We start from the raw sequence: 22,588 nt of genomic DNA on the forward strand, positions 1-22,588 counted from the left end.
CTTGCCCCGCAGACGGATTAGAGCAATACAACATCAAACTGCTCTTGCAGATACTGCGCATCGGCCTGAAAACGGATCGACTTGCCAATAAACTCTTCCAGCTCCACCACCGCATTAGACTCTTCATCGGTAATCCGCGCCACCACTTTGGGTGAAGCGATCACCAGCAGCCGTGCTGCGTCGAACTGGCGCACTGCACGCACGATCTCGCGGAAAATTTCGTAAGTGACGGTTTCCCCTGTCTTCACCATGCCACGCCCGCTGCATTCATGGCAGGGCTCACACAGACGCCGCTCAAGACTTTCCACCGTGCGTTTGCGGGTCATCTCCACAAGGCCTAGTGGCGAGAAGTCATACACCGTTGTTTTGGCGTGGTCGCGCAGCAATGATTTTTCTAGCGTGCGCAGCACTTGCCGACGGTGCTCGACATCATGCATATCGATAAAATCAATAATGATAATCCCGCCCAAATTACGCAGGCGCAGTTGTCGCGCCACCGCCTGCGCAGCTTCCAAATTAGTGCGGTAAACCGTTTCTTCTAAATTGCGCTGCCCCAAGAAACTGCCGGTGTTCACGTCCACCGTGGTCATCGCCTCGGTTTGATCGATCACTAAATAGCCACCAGATTTCAGCGGCACTTCTTTATCCAGCGCGCGCTGGATTTCATCTTCAACGCCGTACATGTCGAAGATGGGGCGCTGCCCGGAATAGTGTTCGATCTTATCGGCCAGTGCGGGCATGTATTTGGCCGCGAACTCGCGCAAGCACTCGCAGGTTTCGCGCGAATCGACTTTCACTTTATCCACGTCGCGGCGAATCAAATCGCGCACTGCACGCAGCGGCAACGAAAAATCTTCGTAGATGCAACTACCAACATGGGCCGTTGCAGAATTACGCTCGATCAACTCCCACACGCGGCCCAGATAGGCCACGTCTTCGGCCAAGGCTTCGTCTGCCTGCCCTTCGGCATTGGTACGCACGATATAGCCGTGGCCGGTGCTGCTTGCGGTAAGTTCCGCCAGCAATGCCTTCAGGCGTGTGCGTTCGTCTTCGTCTTCAATGCGCGCCGATACGCCGATCACTTTCGTGCGCGGCAGCAGCACCAAATAGCGCGAAGGAATACTGATTTGTGTCGTGAGCCGTGCACCTTTGCTGCCGATGGGGTCTTTCACCACCTGCACCACAATTTCTGCGCCATCACGCAGCAGTTCGCCAATGGGCACCTGCACCTGTGGGGGCGGCACGGCGGCACTGTCTTCACCATCCACCGCTTCCAAAGGCGGCGTGCGAAAAATATCGTTGGCGTGCAAAAACGCAGCGCGATCAAGGCCAATATCCACGAAAGCGGCCTGCATGCCGGGCATCACCCGCTGCACCTTACCCTTGTAGATATTGCCCACCACGCCGCGCTGGCTGCCGCGTTCGATATGCAGCTCTTGCAGCATGCCGTTTTCCACCACGGCCACACGGGTCTCGCGCGGGGTAACGTTGACCAGCAGCTCTTCGCTCATGCTAGCACCCCAAACTGGCGCAGCAGTGCGGCCGTTTCGTGCAGCGGCAAGCCCATTACCCCGGAATAGCTTCCAGAAATGCGCTCTACATGGGCTTCAAACTGACCTTGAATGGCATACGCACCGGCCTTGCCCCGCCACTCGCCGCTATCAATATAGTGTTGAATGTCGGCATCACTCAGCGCCGCCACTACCACCTGCGTGAGCGAGGTGGCCTGCGCTTCACGCGCCGCCGACACCAGCGAAACAGCAGTTAGCACCTCATGGGTGCGCCCAGACAGCTGCCGTAGCATGGCTGCCGCGTCGATAGCATCGGCAGGCTTACCAAACACCCTACCGTCTAAAATCACTTCGGTATCCGCCCCCAGCACCACGGCTTCGGCCGAACCGATTACCTTCAGCAGCCCCGCCCCAGCCTTTTCCCGCGCCACCCGGCGCACATAGTCGGCTGCCGCCTCGCTCGCCCCCTGCTGCTCGGGAACGTTGAGATCCAAATGGCCAAACGCCACCCCCAGACGGGTCAGCAGTTCGGAACGGCGCGGAGATTGAGAGGCAAGATGCAACATGTTTGGAAGTCTAACCTGCAGCTGACCGTGTTCAGCAAAAAACCGTCACAAACGTGCGTTTTGACTCACTATGCATTCACACCCGCCAGCAGGCGGCTGTTTTCATCTCGTTTCGACAGGAGTCTCCCATGCCGCTACGCCCAATCGTGCTCGCCCTCGCCCTTGCGCTTCCGCTCGCCCTGCCCTTGAAGGCTACCGCCATGCCCACATCCGATACCGCCGCCGTGCGTGGCACCCTGCTTACCATCGCCACATCCGCCGAAGTGAGCCGCACGCCCGATATCGCCAATATCTCCACCGGCGTAGTCACCCAGTCCGGCGACGCCAACCTTGCCATGCGCGATAACGCCCAAAAGATGGACAAGGTGATGGCCGCGCTGCGCGCTGCAGGCATTGGCGAGCGCGACCTGCAAACCAGTGGCATCAATTTGAACCCGCAATATAAATATGTCGAAAACATGCCCCCCGCCATCGTGGGCTACCAGGCCAGCAATACGGTGAGCGTGAAAGTGCGTGACCTGGCTAAGCTGGGCAAAGTGCTCGATGCCTTGGTTGCGCAGGGGGCTAACCAGCTCAATGGCCCTAGTTTCAGCCTCGACAAACCCGAAGCAGCGCTTGAAGAAGCCCGCATCGCCGCGGTCAAAAAAGCCCAAGCGCAGGCACAAACCTATGCCAACACATTGGGGATGAAGGTGCTGCGCATCATCAGCATCAATGAAGGTGGCGCACGCGCCCCCACACCTCGCCCTATGTATCGCATGGCTGCAGCAGCACCAATGGCCATGGCCGCCGACACCGCCGTTGCCACCGGCGAAAGCACAGTTTCGGTTGAAGTAGAGATGGTGTTTGAACTAGGCAGCTAAGCAGCAGCGCACCATGGGTATTTCGAAGTAGTCGGTATCATGACCCTCTGCTAGGCTTTCAACGATCTTTATCGACGTTGAAACCTAGGAAACCCAGCATGACCAGTGCCCAACAACGCGCCGCCCTGCAACGCCAAATTTGGGCCATCGCCAATGAGGTGCGCGGCGCCGTTGACGGCTGGGACTTCAAGCAATATGTGCTGGGCACCTTGTTCTACCGCTTCATCAGCGAAAACTTCGCCAGCTATATCGAAGGCGGTGACGAAGGCGTGCGCTATGCCGAACTGCCCGACAACGTCATTACGCCCGACATCAAAGACGACGCCATCAAGACCAAGGGCTTTTTTCTCTACCCCAGTCAACTGTTTGCCAAGGTGGTGGCCAGCGCCCACACCAATGAAAGCCTGAACACTGATCTGGCCGCCATCTTTGCCGCCATTGAGGCCTCCGCCAACGGCTACCCCTCCGAGCACGACATCAAAGGCCTGTTTGCCGACTTCGACACTACCAGCAATCGATTGGGCAACACCGTCAAAGATAAAAATACCCGCCTAGCCGCCGTACTCAAAGGCGTGAGTGATCTGGACTTCGGCGACGCACACGACGGTGATTTTGAAGAAAACCAGATCGACCTATTTGGCGATGCTTACGAATTCCTCATCTCCAACTACGCCGCAAATGCCGGTAAATCGGGCGGCGAGTTCTTTACTCCACAGCATGTCTCCAAGCTGATTGCTAGGCTTGCCATGCACGGCCAAACTAGCGTCAACAAGATTTACGACCCGGCCTGTGGCTCAGGCAGCCTGCTGCTGCAAGCCAAGAAGCACTTCGATGTACACATCATCGAGGAAGGTTTTTTTGGGCAAGAAATCAACCACACCACCTACAACTTGGCGCGGATGAATATGTTCTTGCACAATATCAACTACGACAAGTTCAATGTGCAGCTGGGCAATACCCTGATCGACCCGCATTTTGGCGACGACAAACCCTTCGATGCCATCGTCTCCAACCCGCCGTATTCGGTGAAGTGGATAGGCTCAGACGATCCGACGCTCATCAACGACGAACGCTTTGCCCCCGCTGGCGTGCTCGCGCCCAAATCCAAGGCCGACTTCGCCTTCGTGCTGCACGCGCTCAGCTACCTATCTAGCAAAGGCCGCGCTGCGATTGTGTGCTTCCCAGGTATCTTCTACCGGGGCGGAGCCGAGCAGAAAATCCGCCAATATCTGGTAGATAACAACTACGTCGAAACCGTGATCTCGCTCGCACCCAACCTTTTTTACGGCACCACCATCGCCGTGAATATTCTGGTGCTCTCGAAACACAAAACTGACACCACCACCCAGTTCATCGATGCCAGCGGGCTGTTCAAAAAAGAAACCAATAACAACGTGCTGCTGGATAAGCACATTGAAGAAATCATGGCCGTGTTCGACAGCAAGGCAAACGTCGATCACTTTGCCAAGTCGGTGCCGTTCGAACAGGTGGCCGACAACGGCTACAACCTCTCGGTGAGCAGTTATATCGAAGCCCGCGACACCCGAGAGGTGATTGATATCAAGACGTTAAACGCCAACATCGCCAACATCGTGGCGCGGCAAGCCGAGCTGCGCACCGCCATTGATGCCATCGTGGCAGAACTGGAAGGAGATGAGGCATGAGCAACAAAAAAATCGAGGTCAAGGGGACACTTGTCACCGTCTTGACTATGGACGACATGGACTTCATCTCCCTGACCGACATGCTCAAGGCCAAGGATGGGGACTTCTTCATTTCTGATTGGCTGCGTAACCGCAACACCGTAGAGTTCCTCGGTATCTGGGAACAGGTACACAATCCGAATTTTAATTATGGCGAATTCGCCGCAATTAAAAGTCAGGCGGGTCTTAACAGCTACAAGATCAGCGTCAAGGAATGGGTCGAAAAAACCAACGCCATCGGCCTCGTTGCCAAAGCCGGACGTTATGGCGGCACCTACGCCCATAAGGACATTGCCTTCGAGTTCGGCATGTGGATCAGTGCTGAGTTCAAGATCTACCTCATCAAGGAGTTCCAGCGTCTGAAGGAGGCCGAAGCCGGGCAACTGGGCTGGGACATTCGCCGCAACCTCACCAAGATCAATTACCGCATCCACACCGATGCCATCAAGGCACACCTGATTCCCGCCGAACTCACCTCCGCACAAACCAGTCAGATCTACGCCAGCGAGGCCGATCTGCTCAACATGGCGCTGTTTGGGCTAACCGCCCAGCAATGGCGCGATGCCCACCCCGGCCAAAAGGGGAACATCCGCGACGAGGCCAATGCCGCGCAGCTGGTGTGTCTGGCCAATCTCGAAACCCTGAACGCACATTTCATCCAGCAAGGGCTGGCGCAAAGCGAGCGCCTGAAGCTGCTGAACCAAACGGCCATCGGGCAGATGACTCTGCTGCTGGCCGATAAGAGCGTGCAGCGATTGGATGGAGGTAAAAAACCATGAGCCGTATTGATGAATTGATTGCGCAGCATTCCCCTTCGTCATTCTGCGCGAAGCGAAGCGGAGTCGCAGAATCCACTCATGAGCTCACACCATGACGAAAACGGCTTACGTTTACATTCTGGCCAGCAAGAAGCACGGCACCTTGTACACCGGCGTAACGAGCCATCTGGAGCGCCGCATCCATGAGCACAAGCACCATATGCTGCAAGGCTTCACCAGCAAGTACGACGTTACCCGCCTGGTGTGGTTCGTTCAGGGCGAGAACATTGTCTCGGCAATCGAACTTGAGAAGAAGATCAAAAATCGCGGACGGCAATGGAAGATCAACTTGATTGAAAAGACGAATCCAGACTGGGATGACCTCGCCATGAGCTGGCTGGATTCTGCGACTGCGGGCGCTGGCGCGCCCTCCGCGCAGAATGACGGTAAAGGAGATGAGGCATGAGCCGGATTGACGAATTGATTGCGCAGATTTGTCCGGAGGGGGTGGTGTTCCGAGAAATCCGCGAGGTCGTCCGCCGCACAACCAATATCAAATGGGCAGAGGTACAGGACAACGAGTACAGATACATTGACCTCGCGTCCGTTGATCGGGTGACACACGCCATCGTCGATACGCAGACGATCACTCACGAGAACGCTCCCAGTCGAGCACAGCAAATCGTGCGTGCAGGTGATGTCATTTTTGGAACGACGCGACCGATGCTCAAGCGGTACACGCTGATACCGCCGGAGTACGACGGAGAGATTTGCAGCACGGGTTACTGTGTCCTACGGCCCAACACCGACATGGTGTTGCCGAATTTTTTGTTCCACCTGATTGGCACCGATGCCTTTTACGCTCACGTGGAAGCAAACGAACGCGGTGCAAGCTACCCGACCATCACGGACACTGCGGTCAAATCGTTTCGCATCCCGGCTCCCCCCCTCGAAATCCAGCGTGAAATCGTGAAAGTGCTGGACACTTTCACCAAGCTGGAGGCGGAGCTGGAGGCGGAGCTGGAGGCGGAGCTGGAGGCGCGTCGGCGGCAGTACCAGTACTACCGCGACGCGCTCTTGACGTTCGGCCACGACTCAAACACGGTCATTCCGCGCGCAGTCGCGGAATCCATCTCTAGTGCGGAGGATTCTGCGACTCCGCTACGCTCCGCGCAGAATGACGGTGTGCGGTGGGCAACTTTGGGTGAGGTTGGAACATTCATGCGTGGTCGCCGCTTTACGAAGGCGGACTACGTGGCTGATGGCATCAGCGTCATCCACTACGGAGAGATTTACACGCAATATGGCGTGTGGGCCCATCACGCCATCTCACAGGTCCGTTCGGATATGGCAGGCACCTTGCGTTACGCCAAGCCAGGCGATGTTGTCATCACCGACGTTGGCGAAACTGTCGAAGATGTCGGCAAGGCCGTGGCATGGCTCGGGGATGAAGAGGTAGCTATTCACGACCACTGCTATGCCTTCCGTCATTCGATGAATCCGAAGTTCGTTTCCTACTGCATGCAGACAACTTCGTTTATTGCCGAGAAAGCAAAGTATGTGGCGCGCACCAAAGTCAATACTCTGTTGATTGATGGTTTTTCCAAGATCCGCATCCCGGTGCCACCACTGGAAGAACAAGCCCGCATCGTCTCCATCCTCGACAAGTTCGACGCGCTGGTAAACGACTTGTCCTCCGGCCTGCCCGCCGAAATCAAGGCGCGCCGGCAGCAATACGAACACTACCGCGATAAACTGCTGAGCTTTGAGGAATCCGTCATTCCGCGCGTGTCATCCTGCGCGAAGCACTCCCCGCGTCATTCTGCGCGAAGCGAAGCGGAGTCGCAGAATCCATAAAAACCACATACAGACCCTGCGACTTCGCGCAGGGTGACAGTTAGGAGGCAGCATGATTCTGGAAAACAAACTCGGCATTGACAATCAGGTTGAACTCGCCAAAGCCGAAGAAAAACTCAGCAAGCAAAAGGCCAAACAGCTGTTTGACTCGGGCGATATTCACAAGGCCGAAGTGGGCACCTTCCATGGCCTGTCGTTTATCCATGCGTATTTATTCGACGATATCTATCATTTTGCCGGCAAACTCCGCGATGTGAATATCGCCAAGGGCGATTTCCGTTTTGCGCCAGTGCTTTATCTTGATGCTGCACTGAAACAGATCGATGCCATGCCACGAGGCACTTTTGATGAAATCATCGAAAAATATGTGGAGATGAATGTTGCTCACCCGTTTCGCGAAGGCAATGGCCGCGCCACCCGTATTTGGCTGGATCTGATGTTAAAAAATGGGATACGGCAGGTGGTGGATTGGAACTTGGTGGACAAGGCGGAATACCTCTCGGCGATGCAGCGCAGCGTGGTGAAAGATCTGGAAATCAAGGCGCTACTCAAACAGGCGCTCACAGACAAGGTGGATGACCGAGCACTGTTCATGAAAGGTATCGATGTGAGCTATTACTACGAAGGGTATAGCGAATTCAAAACCGGCGAGCTGTAGTGCACAGCCCGAACCCACGATCTTTTGCCCCAAGTTGATACCAATGACCGACTACAAAACCATCGCCGAAACCAACAACTTCATTGTTCTGGACAAATACAACCCAGACTGGAAAGTGGCGGATGGCTACCAGAGCGAAAACGATCTGGAGCGAGAGTTCATTCAGGATTTACAAAATCAGGGCTACGAATACCTACTCGTCCTGAATACGCCAGACGCACTACTCGCCAATGTGCGCGTGCAGCTGCAATCGCTCAACAATGTGCAGTTTCTTGATGGCGAGTGGCGGCGCTTTGTGGAAACCTGGCTGGATAAACCCAGTGATGGCATCGTCGAAAAAACCCGCAAGGTGCACGACGACTACATCCACGATTTTGTCTTTGACGATGGCCGCATCCAGAACATCTACCTGCTGGACAAGAAGAACATCGCCCGCAATAAGGTGCAGGTGATCAAGCAGTTCGAGCAGACGGGCAGTCACGCCAACCGCTATGACGTGACCATTCTGGTCAATGGCCTGCCGCTGGTTCAAGTGGAGTTGAAGAAGCGCGGCGTGGCGATCCGGGAGGCCTTCAACCAAGTGCATCGTTACAGCAAGGAGAGCTTTAACAGCGAGCATTCCTTGTTCAAATATTTGCAGTTGTTTGTGATCTCCAACGGCACCGACAGCCGCTATTTTGCCAACACCACAGCGCGCAACAAGCACAGCTTCGACTTCACCATGAACTGGGCGAAGGCGGACAACACTTTGATCCGCGACTTAAAGGATTTCACCGCCACCTTCTTCCAGAAGCACACCCTGCTCAATGTGCTGCTGCATTACTCGGTATTTGACGTCAGCAACACGCTGCTGGTGATGCGGCCTTACCAGATTGCTGCCACCGAGCGCATTTTGTGGAAGGTCAAAAGCAGTCATCAGGCTAAGCATTGGAGTCAGATTGAGGGCGGTGGCTTTATCTGGCACACCACGGGCTCAGGCAAGACCCTGACCAGTTTCAAGGCGGCGCGTTTGGCCTGTGAGCTTGCCTTCATCGACAAGGTGTTTTTTGTGGTGGACCGCAAGGATCTGGATTACCAGACCATGAAGGAGTACCAGCGCTTCTCACCAGACAGTGTGAACGGCTCGGACAGCACGGCGGGCCTGAAGCGCAATCTGGAAAAGGACGACAACAAGATCGTCGTCACCACCATCCAGAAGCTCAACAACCTGATGAAGAGCGAGGTGGACTTACCCATCTACACCAAACAGGCGGTGTTCATTTTTGACGAATGCCACCGCAGCCAGTTTGGCGAAGCTCAGAAGAATCTGAAAAAGAAGTTCAAGAAGTTCTATCAGTTCGGTTTCACCGGCACGCCGATCTTCCCGGAAAACGCGCTGGGTGCAGAAACCACCGCCAGCGTGTTTGGCCGTGAGCTGCATTCGTATGTGATCACCGATGCGATCCGCGATGAAAAGGTGCTGAAGTTCAAGGTCGACTACAACGACGTACGCCCACAATTCAAGGCTCTTGAAACGGAGCAGGATGAGAAAAAGCTCAGTGCGGCAGAAAACAAGCAGGCCTTGTTGCACCCTGACCGCATTCGCGAGATCACCCAGTACATCCTGAACAACTTCCGGCAGAAAACCCACCGACTGCAGGCGGGTGCTGATTATAAAAGCCGGGGTTTCAACGCCATGTTCGCCGTCAGCAGCGTGGATGCCGCCAAGCTGTATTACGAGTCTTTCCGGGAATTACAAAAGGGCAGCGATAAGCCGCTTCGGGTAGCCACCATCTTCTCGTTCGCCGCCAACGAAGAGCAGGATGCGGTCGGCGACATTCAGGACGAGAGTTTTGATGTCTCGGCCATGAACAGCAGCGCAAAAGAGTTCTTGAACGCGGCCATCGCGGATTACAACGCGCTGTTCAAGACCAACTTCAGCGTGGACAGCAACGGCTTCCAGAACTATTACCGCGATCTGGCCAAGCAAGTTAAGGCCAAGGAGATCGACCTACTCATCGTGGTGGGCATGTTCCTGACCGGCTTTGATGCGCCTACACTCAACACCTTGTTTGTCGATAAAAACCTGCGCTTCCACGGGTTGATGCAGGCCTATTCGCGCACCAATCGCATTTTCGACGCCACCAAAACCTTCGGCAACATCGTCACCTTCCGCGATCTGGAACAGGCGACGATTGATGCCATCACCCTGTTCGGTGACAAGAACACTAAGAACGTGGTGCTGGAAAAGAGCTATACGGAGTACATGGAAGGCTTCACCGATGCGACGAGTGGCGAAGCACGGCGGGGCTTTATGGAGGTAGTGAAGGAGCTCGAAACGCGTTTCCCCAACCCTGCCGCGATTGAAAAAGAGGCGGACAAAAAAGCCTTCGCGAAACTGTTTGGAGAATATTTGCGCGTGGAGAACGTGCTGCAAAACTATGATGAATTTGCCGCGCTGCGTGCCTTGCAAAGCGTTGATATGAGCGAGCCAGCAGCGGTGGAAGCGTTCAAAACCGCGCACTATTTGGATGATGAAAAACTGGCCGAACTGCAGGCGATCACACTGCCGTCTGAGCGGAGAATTCAGGACTACCGTTCCACCTATAACGATGTGCGCGATTGGCTGCGCCGGGAAAAATCCTCCACCGAGAAGGATAAATCCACCATCGACTGGGATGATGTGGTCTTTGAGGTGGATCTGCTCAAATCACAGGAAATCAATCTGGATTACATCCTAGAGCTGATTTTTGAGCACAACAAGAAGATCAAAAGCAAATCGGAGCTGGTGGATGAAGTGCGCCGGGTGATTCGCGCCAGCCTTGGCAACCGAGCCAAAGAAAGCCTGCTGGTGGACTTCATCAACCAGACTGATCTGGACCAGATTGGCGACAAGGCCAGTGTGATCGATGCTTTCTTCACCTTTGCTCAAGCCGAACAGCAGCGCGAGGCGCAAGAACTGATCAACGCCGAAAACCTAAATGCCGAGGCGGCACGACGCTATATCACCACCTCGCTCAAGCGGGAATACGCCAGCGACAGCGGTACCGAGCTCAACGCCGTACTGCCCAAGATGAGCCCGCTGAACCCGCAGTACCTGCGCAATAAGCAAAGCATATTCCAGAAAATCGCGGCGTTTGTGGAGAAGTTCAAAGGCGTGGGCGGCGTGATATGAGCCGACGCGCCACACCACGGCCATATCCACATAACAAACCGGTATCAATGTGGTCTATGCGCTGGCTGCATAAACGCATGGCGCAGCATCCTTTCTGATTTGTCGAAGAAACGCAGATGATCACGGCTCCCCTGCTTAAAGTGGGTTGCCCACGATGTCACAGCCTGCGCTTCTTCCAACACCCCTCCAGCCCGATACCGCCAATGCTTTAGCGCGGCTCGTAGAAGGCCTAGACAGCAGCGCGCTGCTATGGGCCTCCGGCTATTTGGCCGGGCTGGCGCGCTCTAGCCTATCCACCGCAATTTCTGCCCCACCCGCCGCCGTGGCGGCTGCGCCGGTGCAGCCCGCCACCATTCTCTACGGCAGCCAAACCGGTAATGCCAAGCGTGCTGCGGAAGCCTTGCACGCGGCGCTACAGTCCGCTGGGCTCCCAGCACGGCTGCTGCGCACCGACGCCTACGCCACCCGCGAGCTCGCCAACGAAAAGTTGTTGTATGTGGTGATCAGCACCCAAGGCGAGGGCGACCCGCCGGACGACGCGATTGGCTTTGTCGAATTTCTGCACGGCAAGCGCGCGCCAAAACTTGGCCAGCTGAAGTATTCCGTTTTAGGCCTAGGCGATACCAGCTACGCCGACTTCTGCGGTGCGGCGCGGAAGATTGACGCACGCCTAAGCGAACTTGGAGGCAGCCGTTTGCAGGCGCTAGGTGAGGCAGACCTTGAAGTTGAACTCATCGCCGCTCCGTGGCGCGAACAGGCGCTTTCCCACGCCAAAGACCTGCTGAAAACTGCGGCCCCAGCGGCGCATCTCGCCACCGTTACCCCTCTGCGTCCGCTAGCCGCCGCATGGACGCACGAGAAGCCGTTTACCGCTGAAGTGCTGGGCAACCAGCGCATCACCGGGCGCGAATACAAGCCCACCGCATTCCGCGTGTACGGCCCGCAGGACAAAGACGTTCGCCATATTGAACTTGCACTGGAAGGCAGCGGCCTTGCCTACGAGCCGGGCGACGCGCTGGGTATTATTCATCGCAATACCGACGCCTTAATTCACTCGGTGCTGGATGTCACCAAGCTCAATGGCGACACCAGCGTCACCCACAACGGTCAGACGCTTCCGCTGTCGCAGTGGCTGGCGGAAAAACGCGAGCTCACCCGCCTGTCGAAGCCGCTGCTCACCACACTGGCCGAACGCGCCGCAGCAAAAGACCTGAAAGCCTTGCTGGAACCCGGCAACGCTGGTTTTGCCGCACTGCTCAATGATCATCAACTCATTGACGCGCTGCGCCGCTGGCCCGCCGAGTGGGACGCTGCCGCGCTTGTGGCCGCGCTGCGCCCGCAGGCCAAACGCCTGTATTCCATCGCTTCTAGCCGCAAGCGCGTAGGCGAAGAAGCGCATCTCACTTTAGACGTGCTGCGTTATCAGGCCCACGGCCATGAGCATATCGGCGCTGCCAGTGGCTTTTTAGCCGCGCTGGAAGAAGGTGCGCAGCTGCCGGTGTATATCGAGCCGAACGAACGTTTCCGCGTGCCTAGTGATAGCAGCCGTGACATCCTCATGATCGGCCCCGGTACCGGCGTTGCACCGTTCCGCGGCTTCGTACAAGAACGCGCTGAAACCGGCGCCTCCGGGCGCAACTGGTTGTTCTTCGGCGCCCAGCATTTCAATACCGGTTTTCTCTATCAGGTCGAGTGGCAGGATGCTTTGCACAAGCAGGAGTTACACCGCCTCGACCTGGCCTTCTCGCGCGATCAGTCGGAAAAAATTTACGTTCAGCAGCGCCTGCGCGAACAGGGCCGCGATGTGTACGACTGGCTGCAAAACGGCGCGCATCTGTATGTGTGTGGTGCCATCAAGATGGGCAAAGACGTGCACGCCGCGCTGCTCGACATCGTGACCCAGCACAACGGAGGCAACGCCGAAGCCGCCGCCGAGTTTCTTTCCACACTGCAACGCGAAGGCCGCTACGCCCGCGACGTGTACTAACGCATTCAAGAGATTAGAGCAACGCCATGTCCCACCCTTCCGTTGAAGACATCAAGATCAACAGCCATCACCTGCGCGGTACGCTGGCTGAAGGTCTGCAAGACACCACCACCGGATCGCTGTCGTTTGACGACCAGCGTACCATCAAATTTCATGGCAGCTACCAGCAAGACGACCGTGACCTACGTGATGAGCGTCGCCGCCAGAAGCTCGAACCCGCGCATCAATTCATGGTGCGTATTCGCGCCCCCGGGGGCGTGTTCAGCACGCAAGAATGGCTCGCTTTGGATCAGGTTGCGACCACCTACGCCAGCCACTCACTACGCGTTACCACACGGCAAACCTTTCAGCTGCACGGCATCATCAAGCGCGAGCTAAAAGAAGCCATGCAGATGATCTACGCTTCCGGGCTCGACACCGTTTCTGCCTGCGGCGATGTCAACCGCAACGTGCTGGGCGCCAGCAACCCCCTGCTCTCGCACCTACATGCGCAAGTACACGACTGGGCGCAGCGCCTATCGGCCTACTTCAAGCCCAAAACCCAAGCGTATTACGAAGTATGGTTAGACCAACCGCCCGCTACACAGATGGAAGAAGAGCCGCTGTATGGCGAAGCCTACCTGCCGCGCAAATTCAAAATCGCCGTAGCCGTTCCTCCTTATAACGACGTTGACGTATTCGCAAACGATGTTGGCCTGATTGCCATCATCGATGACGCAGGTGCACTTGCTGGCTTCAATGTCGCCATTGGTGGCAGCATGGGTGCCAGTCACGGTATCCCCTCGCATTACCCGCGCGTGGCGAATGTGATTGGTTTTGTTACACCCGAACAGGTCTTTGCCATTGCCGAAGCCGCCGTCACCGTGCAGCGCGACCTTGGCGACCGCAAAGACCGCAAGCACGCGCGCTTCAAATACACCATCGACGACCACGGCTCCGACAAAATTGTGGCCATGATGGAAGAGCGCGCTGGCTTCAAACTCCAGCCTGCACGCCCCTACACGTTTGAACACAACGGCGATCGCTTCGGCTGGCTGCAAGGTGAAGACCAACGTTGGCACCTTACCCTTTCACTTCCCAGTGGCCGTATCGCCGATACCGAAGGCCGCCCGCTGCTTACTGGTATGCGCGAAATTGCGAAGGTGCACCAAGGCCACTTCCGCATGACGTGCAACCAGAACGTAATCATTGCCGATGTACCTGAAGACCAGCGCGAACGCATCGACGCACTGGTTGAACAGTACGGCCTTGACCGTGAAAACAAAGCGCCTACCGCGCTGGCCCGCACCGCGGTGTCCTGCGTGGCGCTACCCACTTGCGCGCTGGCAATGGCCGAGTCCGAACGTTACCTGCCGGGCTTTTTAGGCCTGCTTGAGCCACTACTGGATAAACACGGCCTGCGTGAACAACCTATTTTATTCCGCATGTCTGGTTGCCCTAATGGCTGCTCGCGCCCCTATCTGGCGGAAATTGCATTGGTTGGCAAAGCCCCCGGCCGCTACAACTTAATGCTTGGCGGTGACCACCGCGGCATGCGTATGAACACAACATATTTGGATAACGCCACCGAGCCGGACATCCTCAAAACATTGGACACCCTGCTTGGCCGCTATGCCGCAGAACGCGAACCGGGTGAGCACTTTGGCGACTTCCTGCATCGCGCAGCGCTGATTGCCCTACCCGCCTACCCCACCCATGTGCGCGTCGATCCATCCGAAGCCATTTAATTTCCCTCTTTGCGCAGGAGCCTCCGCATGAGCCTGCTTGATCCCTCCACTACTTCGCTTGAACAGCTACTGGACTACAACCGGCAGCTGGCCACTCTAAGCGCGCAAGAGCGCGTTGCGTGGGCGTTTGAACACATCCCCGGCAACCACGCGCTGTCTACCAGCTTTGGTATTCAATCGGCGGTATCGTTGCATCTTGCTACGCAGGTTCGCGCTGATATTCCGGTGATTCTCATCGACACTGGTTATCTGTTCCCCGAGACCTATCGCTACGCCGATCAACTTACCGAGCAGCTACACCTCAACCTCAAGGTGTACCGCCCCGACATCGGCAGCGCATGGATGGAAGCGCGCTTTGGTAAGTTGTGGGAAAACGGCGGCGAAGGCATCGCCCGCTACAACCAGCTGAGTAAAGTAGAACCCATGCAGCGCGCACTAGAACAGCTCAATGTGCGCTGCTGGCACGCAGGTCTGCGCCGCAATCAAGCCAGTACGCGCAAAAATATCGCCTTCCTCACCCTCAAAGACGGCCGCTTCAAATTCCACCCAATTGCCGATTGGAACGAGATCGATATTGGCGCCTACATGCTGCTGCACGACCTGCCCGAACACCCACTGGCGCAGAAAGGCTATGTCTCCGTAGGCGACGTGCACACCACACGCCCGCTACAACCCGGCATGGACATCGCGCAAACCCGCTTCTTCGGCCTGCGCCGCGAATGCGGCCTGCACTTTAGCGAAGCGAGTTTGCCTGCGGCGTAGGGTACCCAGATTGCAGGTGCTGTCTAAGCACCAACATCCCCACACAAAAACATCGGTTTCAGATAATGTAAGCCCGCGCACCCAGAGTGCGCACTCCATCACATTAGGGGATCTCGATGATTAAACGACTGGCCGCCGAATGTATCGGCACGTTCTGGCTGGTGCTTGGCGGCTGCGGCAGTGCGGTGCTTGCGGCAAAATTTGGTGGCGACGCTAACCCACTGGGCATTGGTTTTGTGGGCGTGGCGCTGGCGTTTGGCCTCACTGTGCTCACCGGCGCGTATATGTTCGGGCATATTTCTGGCGCGCATTTCAACCCGGCAGTAAGCCTTGGCCTTTGGGCGGGTGGTCGTTTTCCGGGTAAAGACCTGATTCCTTATATTGCTGCACAGGTCGTTGGCGCGGTCTGCGCCGCTGCTGTGCTGTTTCAAATTGCCAGCGGCGCGGCAGGGTTTGCGATTGATCCGAATTCCGCAGGGGCCTTTGCCACCAATGGTTTTGGCAGCCATTCGCCGGGCGGTTATAGCGTAGCCGCTGCATTTCTGTGCGAAGTGGTGATGACCGCGATGTTCCTCATCATCATTATGGGCGCCACCCATAGCCGCGCTCCGGCTGGTTTTGCACCCATTGCCATCGGCCTTGGCTTGACCTTGATCCACCTCATCAGCATTCCGGTGACCAATACCTCGGTAAACCCCGCGCGCTCTACCGGCGTGGCACTCTTTGTGGGCGGAACCTCTGTGTCGCAGCTGTGGCTGTTCTGGCTGGCACCATTCCTCGGCGGTATGCTTGGCGGCGTGATCTACAAGTGGATTGGCCCAGAGCGCCCAGCCGTAACCGGCGACCTTTAACTCTCGCATCTATGAAAAAAGCCGCGAGATTTTTCGCGGCTTTTTTCTTTCAATACTTTTTCCTACTTCGCCACCGCAATCTCCCGCAAGGCGCGTTCAAACACGTCCACCGGCTGGCCACCACTTATCAAGTGCTTCTGTTCGATGATGATCGCTGGAACGCCGGTAATGCCGTTCCGGCGGAAGAACTCTTCCGCTTCGCGCACATCATCGGCATAGCGCCCCTCCATCAATACTGCTTGTACCTGCGCGGCATCAAGCCCGACGCTTGCGGCGATCTCTGCCAACACGGCGTGATCGGACACATTGCGCCCTTCGGTGAAGTGCGCGCGAAGCAATGCGTGCTTGAGCGCACGCTGCAGCTCTAAGCCTTGCAGACCCGCCCAGTGCAGCAGGCGATGGGCATCAAAGCTATTCCACATCCGGCTGCGTGCATTGAAGTCGAAGGTAAAACCCAGCTCGGCACCGCGTGCGGCGATACGCGCCTGATTTTCATCCAACTGCGCTTGGGTCATGCCGTATTTCAGCCGCAGATGCGCTTCCACCGGTTCGCCTTCGGGCGGCATCTGCGGGTTGAGCTCGAACGGTTGGAAGTGAAGATCCACCCCAACATCACCTTGCAGTTTGAGCAAAGCCTGCTCCAACGATGCCAGCCCAATGGCGCACCACGGGCACATCACGTCGGAGACAAAATCAATCCGCAGTTGTTTCATCACTTGTTCGCTCATGGCTGCATCGGCAAATGTAAGCCCTGCTCGCGCGCGCACTGCTGCGCAATTTCGTAACCGGCATCGGCATGCCGCATTACGCCGGTACCTGGGTCGTTCCACAGCACGCGGGCAATGCGCGCATCGGCGGCCTCAGACCCATCGCATACGATCACAATACCGCTGTGCTGCGAATAGCCCATGCCCACGCCGCCGCCGTGGTGCAGGCTGACCCACGTTGCGCCGCCAGCGACGTTGAGCATCGCGTTCAGCAGCGGCCAGTCGGATACCGCGTCGCTGCCGTCTTTCATCGCTTCGGTTTCGCGGTTGGGTGAGGCCACACTACCAGAATCCAAATGGTCGCGGCCAATCACCACCGGCGCTTTCAGCTCACCGTTGCGCACCATTTCATTGAACGCCAAGCCTAGCTTGTGGCGCATGCCCAGCCCCACCCAGCAAATGCGCGCCGGTAGTCCTTGGAAGCTGATGCGCTCTTTCGCCATGTCCAGCCAGTTGTGCAGATGCGCGTCGTCGGGGATGAGTTCTTTGACCTTTTGATCGGTCTTGTAAATATCTTCCGGGTCACCCGACAGCGCCACCCAGCGGAACGGGCCAATACCGCGACAGAACAGCGGGCGCACATAGGCCGGAACAAACCCAGGGAAGGCGAACGCATTTGTGCAGCCCACGTCGAACGCCATTTGGCGGATGTTATTGCCGTAGTCGAATGTCGGAATGCCCTGTGCATGGAACGCCAGCATCGCCTCCACATGCACGCGCATGGCTTGCTTGGCCGCATCACGCACTTTTTCGGGGTTAGCCTTTTGTTCGGAAAGCCACTGCTCCACACTCCAGCCGATCGGCAGATAGCCATTCACCGGGTCGTGCGCAGAGGTTTGGTCGGTTACCGCATCCGGCTTCACACCGCGCTTGACCATCTCCGGCAAAATCTCAGCCGCGTTGCCCAGCAGGGCGATGGACTTCGCTTCGCCTGCGGCGGTGTACTTCGCAATTCGTGCCAGTGCGTCGTCAAGATCGTGCGCCTGCTCATCTACATAGCGCGTTTTCAGGCGGAAATCGATACTGCTTTGGCGGCACTCTATAGTGAGCGAGCAGGCCCCGGCCAAGGACGCGGCCAGCGGCTGCGCGCCGCCCATGCCGCCTAAGCCTGCGGTGAGAATCCACTTGCCCTTCAGACTACCGCCGTAGCTCTGCCGCCCCAGCTCCACAAAGGTTTCGTAGGTACCCTGCACAATGCCTTGGCTGCCGATATAGATCCAACTACCCGCGGTCATCTGGCCGTACATCATCAAACCCTTTTGATCGAGTTCGTTGAAGTGTTCCCACGTAGCCCAATGCGGAACAAGATTGGAATTGGCGATCAGTACGCGCGGCGCATCCACATGGGTGGGGAACACGCCTACCGGCTTACCCGACTGCACCAGCAGGGTTTCGTTGTCTTCCAGCGTCTTCAACGTTTCGATAATTTTGTCGTAGCACTCCCAGTTGCGCGCGGCGCGGCCAATACCGCCGTACACAACGAGGTCTTCTGGGCGCTCGGCCACTTCCGCATCCAAGTTATTTTGCAGCATGCGAAACGGCGCTTCGGTGAGCCAGCTTTTGCAGGTGAGCTGGTTGCCGCGCGGGGCGCGAATGCTGCGGGACGGGTCGTGACGGTTGCCGGTGCTCATAACAGTTCCTTAGATAAAACCTGATGCATGAAAGTTTGCGCTGTCTGCCCGCAGGTCTCTAGCCCTTGGCGGCAGGTTTCCACCTATTCAGCACAAGATTCATACCCATTCACACCGAAATGTGTACGCTGTACACATGCACGCCCCACCTACCGCCACCCGCATTCTCCACGCTGCACGCGCACTCTTTGAGCGCGACGGAGCCGCAGCGGTGAGTATGCGCAAAGTAGCCGCGGCGGCAGGCATTACACCCATGGCGATTTATCGCCACTTCCCAAACCGCGAAGCGCTGCTAAAACGCATCTGCGACGATAGCTTCGCCGAAATCACCCGGCACTGGGACGCCCATCGCCATGGCGGTGGCGCCCTCCATCGCCTGCTGGCCACCCAACGCATCTACCTCGATTACGCGCTGGCCTACCCGCACCTATTCGACTATGCGTTCTCCGCACGCCGCAGCGACGCGCGTAAATTTCCCGAAGATTTCCACGCAGGCCGCTCGCCTACCGCTAACGTTATTCATGACGTGGTGGTGGAAGCGCAGCAGCAGGGGCTACTGCGGGACACCGACCCTTGGGAGATCAGCATGAGCCTGTGGGCGCATGCGCACGGCTTGATTGCCCTGTATCGCGCGGGCCGTTTTAGCCATAGCGAAGCGCAGTTCCGGGTATTTTTTGAAACTTCACTGCAGCACCAGATCCGCGGCCTCTGCTGCTGACGTATTCAAGAGTTCAAGTGTCTGGCCGATATTAAGCCGCGTAGTTCTATAGTGATGCTATGTCACGCCTGCTCACACACTACCGCTCGCGCTGGCTCGGCTACGGGGTGCTTGCCCTATGGCTGGTTTGGACGGTGGCGACCTTGGTGAGCATGGCACGCCCCGCACAAGGTGATGCCGCGCAGTTGCAGCAGGCGCTACGCATCTTGGCAGATAACGGCCAACTGCCCACCACCGGCAAACCGGTGGCACTGCAACTGCGCACGTCGCAATGCCCATGCGGAAGCCTCGCAAGCCCGCACTGGAACACGCTGCGCACACAGCTTGCCCAGCGTGGCGGTGAAGTGCGCACCGTGGACTGGCCACACTCATTGTCCGAAGCACCCGAAGTTGTGCTTTTGGCCGCCGACCACCGGGTGCTGTATGCAGGGCCGGTGCAATTACCTGCAGCGCTCTGTGGCCACCTCAATGCTGGCCTTGAACGCTGGGTTCCTGCGTTACTTGAAGAACAGCGCGCCCCCGTTCTACTCGCCCCCACCTGTTCCTGCTGAGCCCAACTGATGAAGCCTTCTACTGCACAAACCTCCTACCACAGCCAGCTGGCACAGGCGGCCGACCGCTTGCTCTTCGTCTGTGGGCTTTTGTTCGGCTTGGCCTCTCTGGGGATTTCAATTTGATCTAAACAATGGACGTTGTTTGCCCTCGTGACCGTACCGTCACTGCTGGTGATGGGGTTTATCATCCGCACCGCCCCCGGCAGCATGCTCTCGCGCAACACGGTGGCATTGGTGCTGGTGGCCCTAGAAGCCGCCATGATCCAGCAATCGGGTGGACTGATAGAAATCCACTTCGGCGTATTTATTATCGTTGCCCTGTTGCTGTACTACCGCGACTGGGTTCCGGTAACCATTGCCGCAGCGGCTTTTGCCGTGCATCACATCAGCTTCTTCTGGATGCAGCACGCGGGCCTGCCGGTCATGATTTTTGTCCCCGGCAGCGGCATCTGACCCACGCACCACAAACATGCACTTCCCCACCGGCACGTTGGCCGAGGGCGCAATGCGCATGCAGCAACAGCTGCAAGAGCGCCAGCAGCGCGAGCACGAACTTAATCAACGCAATGGCCGCATCCGCGCTGCACTCGATGCCTCGCGTGATGGTTTCCTGATTGCCGACGCCGAACACCGCACGGTGTACGCTAACCCTGCCCTGCGCGCAATGCTGCAAGCACAGCTTCCGGAGCTGGATCAAGCCCATATCGTAGGCTCTGACCTACACCGCTTCGATGCCAACCCGCAGGCCGCACGCCAGCGCCTGGAAGGCACTAGCGCGCCCATCCAAGACACACTCAGCCTAGGCCACGCACAATTTACCCGCACCGCTAGCCCCGTGTTGGACGAGCAAGGCCGCTGCAATGGTTACGCCGTACATTGGCATGAGCGCACGCAAGAACTGTTGCTTGAAGACAATATCGAGCGTATCGTGGCCGCCGCTGCGGCGGGTGATTTAAGCCAGCGCCTAGCCCGCACCACGGATACCGGCTTCATTGGCACCCTGACCACCGGCATCAATCAACTACTGGAAGCCATGGGTGGCGCGCTGGGTGAAATCCGCCACATGCTCACCGCGCAGGCGGAAGGTAATCTTGAGCTGCGCATTCAAGGCAAGTATCAGGGCGACTTCCTTGCGATGCAGCGCGACGCCAACCTTACCGCAGACCGCCTAGCCGATATCGTGCACAACATCGGCGCCTGCTCCAACAACATCGGCGCCTGCTCCAACAGCATCGGCCAAGCCACCGATCAAATTGCAAGTGGCAACCAAGCCTTGGCACAGCGCAGCCAGCAGCAGCAGTCGGATAATTTACAAAACACCGCCACCGCAATGGAGCAGCTCACCGCTGCCGTGCGCCAAAATGCCGACCACGCCCAGCGCGCCAATGACCTTAGCCGCAACACACAGCAAGTGGCCAGCGAAGTGCGCTCACTCGCGCAGCGCAGTGCCGAAGCGGCCAAGCAAACCAAGGGCTTGATAGAAGACTCAGTTGAGAAAGTGGGCACCGGTGCAAGCTTGGTGCAGCAGGCAGGCGCCACCATGAACGATATTTTGAATTCGGTGCAGCAAGTTACTGCAATCATGGCCGAGATCAGCGCGGCCTCGCAGGAGCAGCGCATCGGCATCGAGCAGGTCAGCCAAACCGTGGTGCATATGGATCAAGCCACCCAGCAAAACAACGCATTGGTAGAACAGGCCTCTAACGCCATTCACGACCTGCAAACGCAGGTGCAACAACTCACCCAAACCATCGCTATTTTCCACGCACAAAATTAACAGCGCATCCCGCCGAGAAAGGCTTGATTTGGGTATGATCTGGGGATGCCTTCTTATTATCGCCTCCTCGCCCTCACGCTACTGGGCCTGATTGCTGGCTGCGCCACCGCGCCGCCTGCGTCTGTCGCCGCTTCGCAAACGCTGCTGCTAATTTCGGTGGACGGCCTGCGCCCCTGCGACGTCACCGCCGAGCAAATGCCCAACCTCAACACCATCGCCGAACGTGGTGTGCGTGCTGAAGGGATGCAGCCCTCCTTCCCTTCGCTCACCTTCCCCAACCATTACACCTTGGTAACAGGGCTGCGCCCGGACCACCACGGCATCGTCAACAACACCATGCGCGACCCGGTGCTCGGCCGGTTCTCGCTGGGCGACCGCGATGCGGTGGAGGATCCGCGCTGGTGGGGCGGCGAACCGGCGTGGGTGACCCTGCAGAAGCACGGCGGGCATGCCGCGACCATGTTCTGGCCGGGCTCCGAGGCGCCGATCGCCGGCCAGCACCCGGACCAGTGGCTGCCGTTCGACGGTTCGATGCCGGCCGATGCGCGCGTGGACCAGGTGCTGGCCTGGCTCGACCAACCGCTGCCGCGGCGGCCGCGGTTCGTCACCCTGTACTTCGACAAGGTGGACCATGCCGGGCACGACGACGGACCCGATTCCGTGGAGGTGCGCGAGGCGGAAGTCGCGGTGGATATGGCGCTGGCGCGATTGATCGCCGGTCTGGAGGTTCGCGACCTGCGTGAA

Annotated in this window: 20 protein-coding genes; 16 read left to right on the forward strand and 4 right to left on the reverse strand. The window is 57.6% G+C overall.

Annotated features, from left to right (window positions below):
• Positions 1-17: 17 nt before the first annotated feature.
• Entirely contained in the window at positions 18-1,511 is a 1,494-nt protein-coding gene (gene rng, locus KUL77_RS00555; protein ID WP_297142151.1) for a ribonuclease G, read from the reverse strand.
• A complete protein-coding gene (locus KUL77_RS00560) occupies positions 1,508-2,077 on the reverse strand; it encodes a Maf family protein (protein WP_297142153.1) in 570 nt (189 codons plus the stop codon). The genes rng and KUL77_RS00560 overlap by 4 nt, the downstream gene beginning before the upstream one ends.
• Before the next feature lie 128 nt (positions 2,078-2,205).
• On the opposite strand from KUL77_RS00560, the gene KUL77_RS00565 reads away from it, so the two are divergent.
• The 11 genes from KUL77_RS00565 to aqpZ all read left to right on the forward strand — a co-directional run bounded on the left by KUL77_RS00565 (position 2,206) and on the right by aqpZ (position 16,397).
• Complete coding sequence (locus KUL77_RS00565) at positions 2,206-2,940, forward strand: SIMPL domain-containing protein (protein WP_297142156.1); 735 nt, start codon at positions 2,206-2,208, stop codon at positions 2,938-2,940.
• Between the two features lie 98 nt (positions 2,941-3,038).
• Complete coding sequence (locus tag KUL77_RS00570; RefSeq protein ID WP_297142159.1) at positions 3,039-4,604, forward strand: type I restriction-modification system subunit M; 1,566 nt, start codon at positions 3,039-3,041, stop codon at positions 4,602-4,604.
• Complete coding sequence (locus tag KUL77_RS00575) at positions 4,601-5,422, forward strand: KilA-N domain-containing protein (RefSeq protein WP_297142161.1); 822 nt, start codon at positions 4,601-4,603, stop codon at positions 5,420-5,422. The genes KUL77_RS00570 and KUL77_RS00575 overlap by 4 nt, the downstream gene beginning before the upstream one ends.
• Before the next feature lie 91 nt (positions 5,423-5,513).
• Complete coding sequence (locus KUL77_RS00580; RefSeq protein ID WP_297142163.1) at positions 5,514-5,867, forward strand: GIY-YIG nuclease family protein; 354 nt, start codon at positions 5,514-5,516, stop codon at positions 5,865-5,867.
• Positions 5,864-7,258, forward strand: coding sequence for a restriction endonuclease subunit S (locus tag KUL77_RS00585; protein ID WP_297142166.1), 1,395 nt, complete (start codon positions 5,864-5,866; stop codon positions 7,256-7,258). The genes KUL77_RS00580 and KUL77_RS00585 overlap by 4 nt, the downstream gene beginning before the upstream one ends.
• A gap of 52 nt (positions 7,259-7,310) precedes the next feature.
• Positions 7,311-7,916, forward strand: coding sequence for a Fic family protein (locus KUL77_RS00590; protein WP_297142169.1), 606 nt, complete (start codon positions 7,311-7,313; stop codon positions 7,914-7,916).
• Positions 7,917-7,959: 43 nt separating this feature from the next.
• Positions 7,960-11,070 (forward strand): type I restriction endonuclease subunit R, encoded by a 3,111-nt coding sequence (locus KUL77_RS00595; RefSeq protein ID WP_297142172.1) that lies wholly within the window; start codon positions 7,960-7,962, stop codon positions 11,068-11,070.
• Positions 11,071-11,224: 154 nt separating this feature from the next.
• Positions 11,225-13,057: an assimilatory sulfite reductase (NADPH) flavoprotein subunit gene (locus KUL77_RS00600; RefSeq protein ID WP_297142175.1), complete on the forward strand. Its 1,833-nt coding sequence runs from the start codon at positions 11,225-11,227 to the stop codon at positions 13,055-13,057.
• Between the two features lie 26 nt (positions 13,058-13,083).
• Positions 13,084-14,784, forward strand: a complete 1,701-nt coding sequence (cysI, locus tag KUL77_RS00605; protein WP_297142178.1) for an assimilatory sulfite reductase (NADPH) hemoprotein subunit — start codon at positions 13,084-13,086, stop codon at positions 14,782-14,784.
• A 27-nt stretch (positions 14,785-14,811) separates the two neighbouring features.
• On the forward strand, positions 14,812-15,546 hold the full coding sequence (locus KUL77_RS00610; RefSeq protein WP_297142180.1) for a phosphoadenylyl-sulfate reductase: 735 nt from the start codon (positions 14,812-14,814) through the stop codon (positions 15,544-15,546).
• A 110-nt stretch (positions 15,547-15,656) separates the two neighbouring features.
• On the forward strand, positions 15,657-16,397 hold the full coding sequence (aqpZ, locus tag KUL77_RS00615; RefSeq protein WP_297142218.1) for an aquaporin Z: 741 nt from the start codon (positions 15,657-15,659) through the stop codon (positions 16,395-16,397).
• Positions 16,398-16,459: 62 nt separating this feature from the next.
• Here the strand turns inward: aqpZ and KUL77_RS00620 are convergent, their stop codons facing one another.
• Positions 16,460-17,125: a DsbA family oxidoreductase gene (locus KUL77_RS00620; RefSeq protein ID WP_297142183.1), complete on the reverse strand. Its 666-nt coding sequence runs from the start codon at positions 17,123-17,125 to the stop codon at positions 16,460-16,462.
• A complete protein-coding gene (gene hutU / locus KUL77_RS00625) occupies positions 17,122-18,795 on the reverse strand; it encodes a urocanate hydratase (protein WP_297142185.1) in 1,674 nt (557 codons plus the stop codon). Before hutU ends, KUL77_RS00620 begins: the two co-directional genes overlap by 4 nt.
• A gap of 136 nt (positions 18,796-18,931) precedes the next feature.
• Here hutU and KUL77_RS00630 point away from each other — a divergent pair, with 136 nt between their 5' ends.
• The 5 genes from KUL77_RS00630 to KUL77_RS00650 form a co-directional block, all read left to right on the forward strand.
• The gene (locus KUL77_RS00630; RefSeq protein WP_297142188.1) at positions 18,932-19,513 is read left to right on the forward strand and encodes a TetR/AcrR family transcriptional regulator; all 582 of its coding nucleotides are present in this window, start codon (positions 18,932-18,934) and stop codon (positions 19,511-19,513) included.
• Positions 19,514-19,572: 59 nt separating this feature from the next.
• The gene (locus tag KUL77_RS00635; RefSeq protein WP_297142190.1) at positions 19,573-20,064 is read left to right on the forward strand and encodes a hypothetical protein; all 492 of its coding nucleotides are present in this window, start codon (positions 19,573-19,575) and stop codon (positions 20,062-20,064) included.
• Between the two features lie 153 nt (positions 20,065-20,217).
• Positions 20,218-20,520, forward strand: coding sequence for a hypothetical protein (locus KUL77_RS00640; RefSeq protein WP_297142193.1), 303 nt, complete (start codon positions 20,218-20,220; stop codon positions 20,518-20,520).
• A gap of 16 nt (positions 20,521-20,536) precedes the next feature.
• Positions 20,537-21,844 (forward strand): methyl-accepting chemotaxis protein, encoded by a 1,308-nt coding sequence (locus tag KUL77_RS00645; RefSeq protein WP_297142196.1) that lies wholly within the window; start codon positions 20,537-20,539, stop codon positions 21,842-21,844.
• A gap of 45 nt (positions 21,845-21,889) precedes the next feature.
• Positions 21,890-22,588: ectonucleotide pyrophosphatase/phosphodiesterase (locus tag KUL77_RS00650; protein ID WP_297142199.1), on the forward strand; the 699-nt coding region annotated here is incomplete at its 3' end.

This window comes from Thermomonas sp. (genome assembly GCF_019104945.1).
Lineage (GTDB): Bacteria > Pseudomonadota > Gammaproteobacteria > Xanthomonadales > Xanthomonadaceae > Thermomonas.

Excerpts from the sequence above, each read along its gene's own strand:
- rng (WP_297142151.1), bottom strand. The coding sequence starts at position 1,511 with ATGAGCGAAGAGCTGCTGGTCAACGTTACCCCGCGCGAGACCCGTGTG.
- KUL77_RS00560 (WP_297142153.1), bottom strand. The coding sequence starts at position 2,077 with ATGTTGCATCTTGCCTCTCAATCTCCGCGCCGTTCCGAACTGCTGACC.
- KUL77_RS00565 (WP_297142156.1), top strand. The coding sequence starts at position 2,206 with ATGCCGCTACGCCCAATCGTGCTCGCCCTCGCCCTTGCGCTTCCGCTC.
- KUL77_RS00570 (WP_297142159.1), top strand. The coding sequence starts at position 3,039 with ATGACCAGTGCCCAACAACGCGCCGCCCTGCAACGCCAAATTTGGGCC.
- KUL77_RS00575 (WP_297142161.1), top strand. The coding sequence starts at position 4,601 with ATGAGCAACAAAAAAATCGAGGTCAAGGGGACACTTGTCACCGTCTTG.
- KUL77_RS00580 (WP_297142163.1), top strand. The coding sequence starts at position 5,514 with ATGACGAAAACGGCTTACGTTTACATTCTGGCCAGCAAGAAGCACGGC.
- KUL77_RS00585 (WP_297142166.1), top strand. The coding sequence starts at position 5,864 with ATGAGCCGGATTGACGAATTGATTGCGCAGATTTGTCCGGAGGGGGTG.
- KUL77_RS00590 (WP_297142169.1), top strand. The coding sequence starts at position 7,311 with ATGATTCTGGAAAACAAACTCGGCATTGACAATCAGGTTGAACTCGCC.
- KUL77_RS00595 (WP_297142172.1), top strand. The coding sequence starts at position 7,960 with ATGACCGACTACAAAACCATCGCCGAAACCAACAACTTCATTGTTCTG.
- KUL77_RS00600 (WP_297142175.1), top strand. The coding sequence starts at position 11,225 with ATGTCACAGCCTGCGCTTCTTCCAACACCCCTCCAGCCCGATACCGCC.
- cysI (WP_297142178.1), top strand. The coding sequence starts at position 13,084 with ATGTCCCACCCTTCCGTTGAAGACATCAAGATCAACAGCCATCACCTG.
- KUL77_RS00610 (WP_297142180.1), top strand. The coding sequence starts at position 14,812 with ATGAGCCTGCTTGATCCCTCCACTACTTCGCTTGAACAGCTACTGGAC.
- KUL77_RS00620 (WP_297142183.1), bottom strand. The coding sequence starts at position 17,125 with ATGAGCGAACAAGTGATGAAACAACTGCGGATTGATTTTGTCTCCGAC.
- hutU (WP_297142185.1), bottom strand. The coding sequence starts at position 18,795 with ATGAGCACCGGCAACCGTCACGACCCGTCCCGCAGCATTCGCGCCCCG.
- KUL77_RS00630 (WP_297142188.1), top strand. The coding sequence starts at position 18,932 with ATGCACGCCCCACCTACCGCCACCCGCATTCTCCACGCTGCACGCGCA.
- KUL77_RS00635 (WP_297142190.1), top strand. The coding sequence starts at position 19,573 with ATGTCACGCCTGCTCACACACTACCGCTCGCGCTGGCTCGGCTACGGG.
- KUL77_RS00645 (WP_297142196.1), top strand. The coding sequence starts at position 20,537 with ATGCACTTCCCCACCGGCACGTTGGCCGAGGGCGCAATGCGCATGCAG.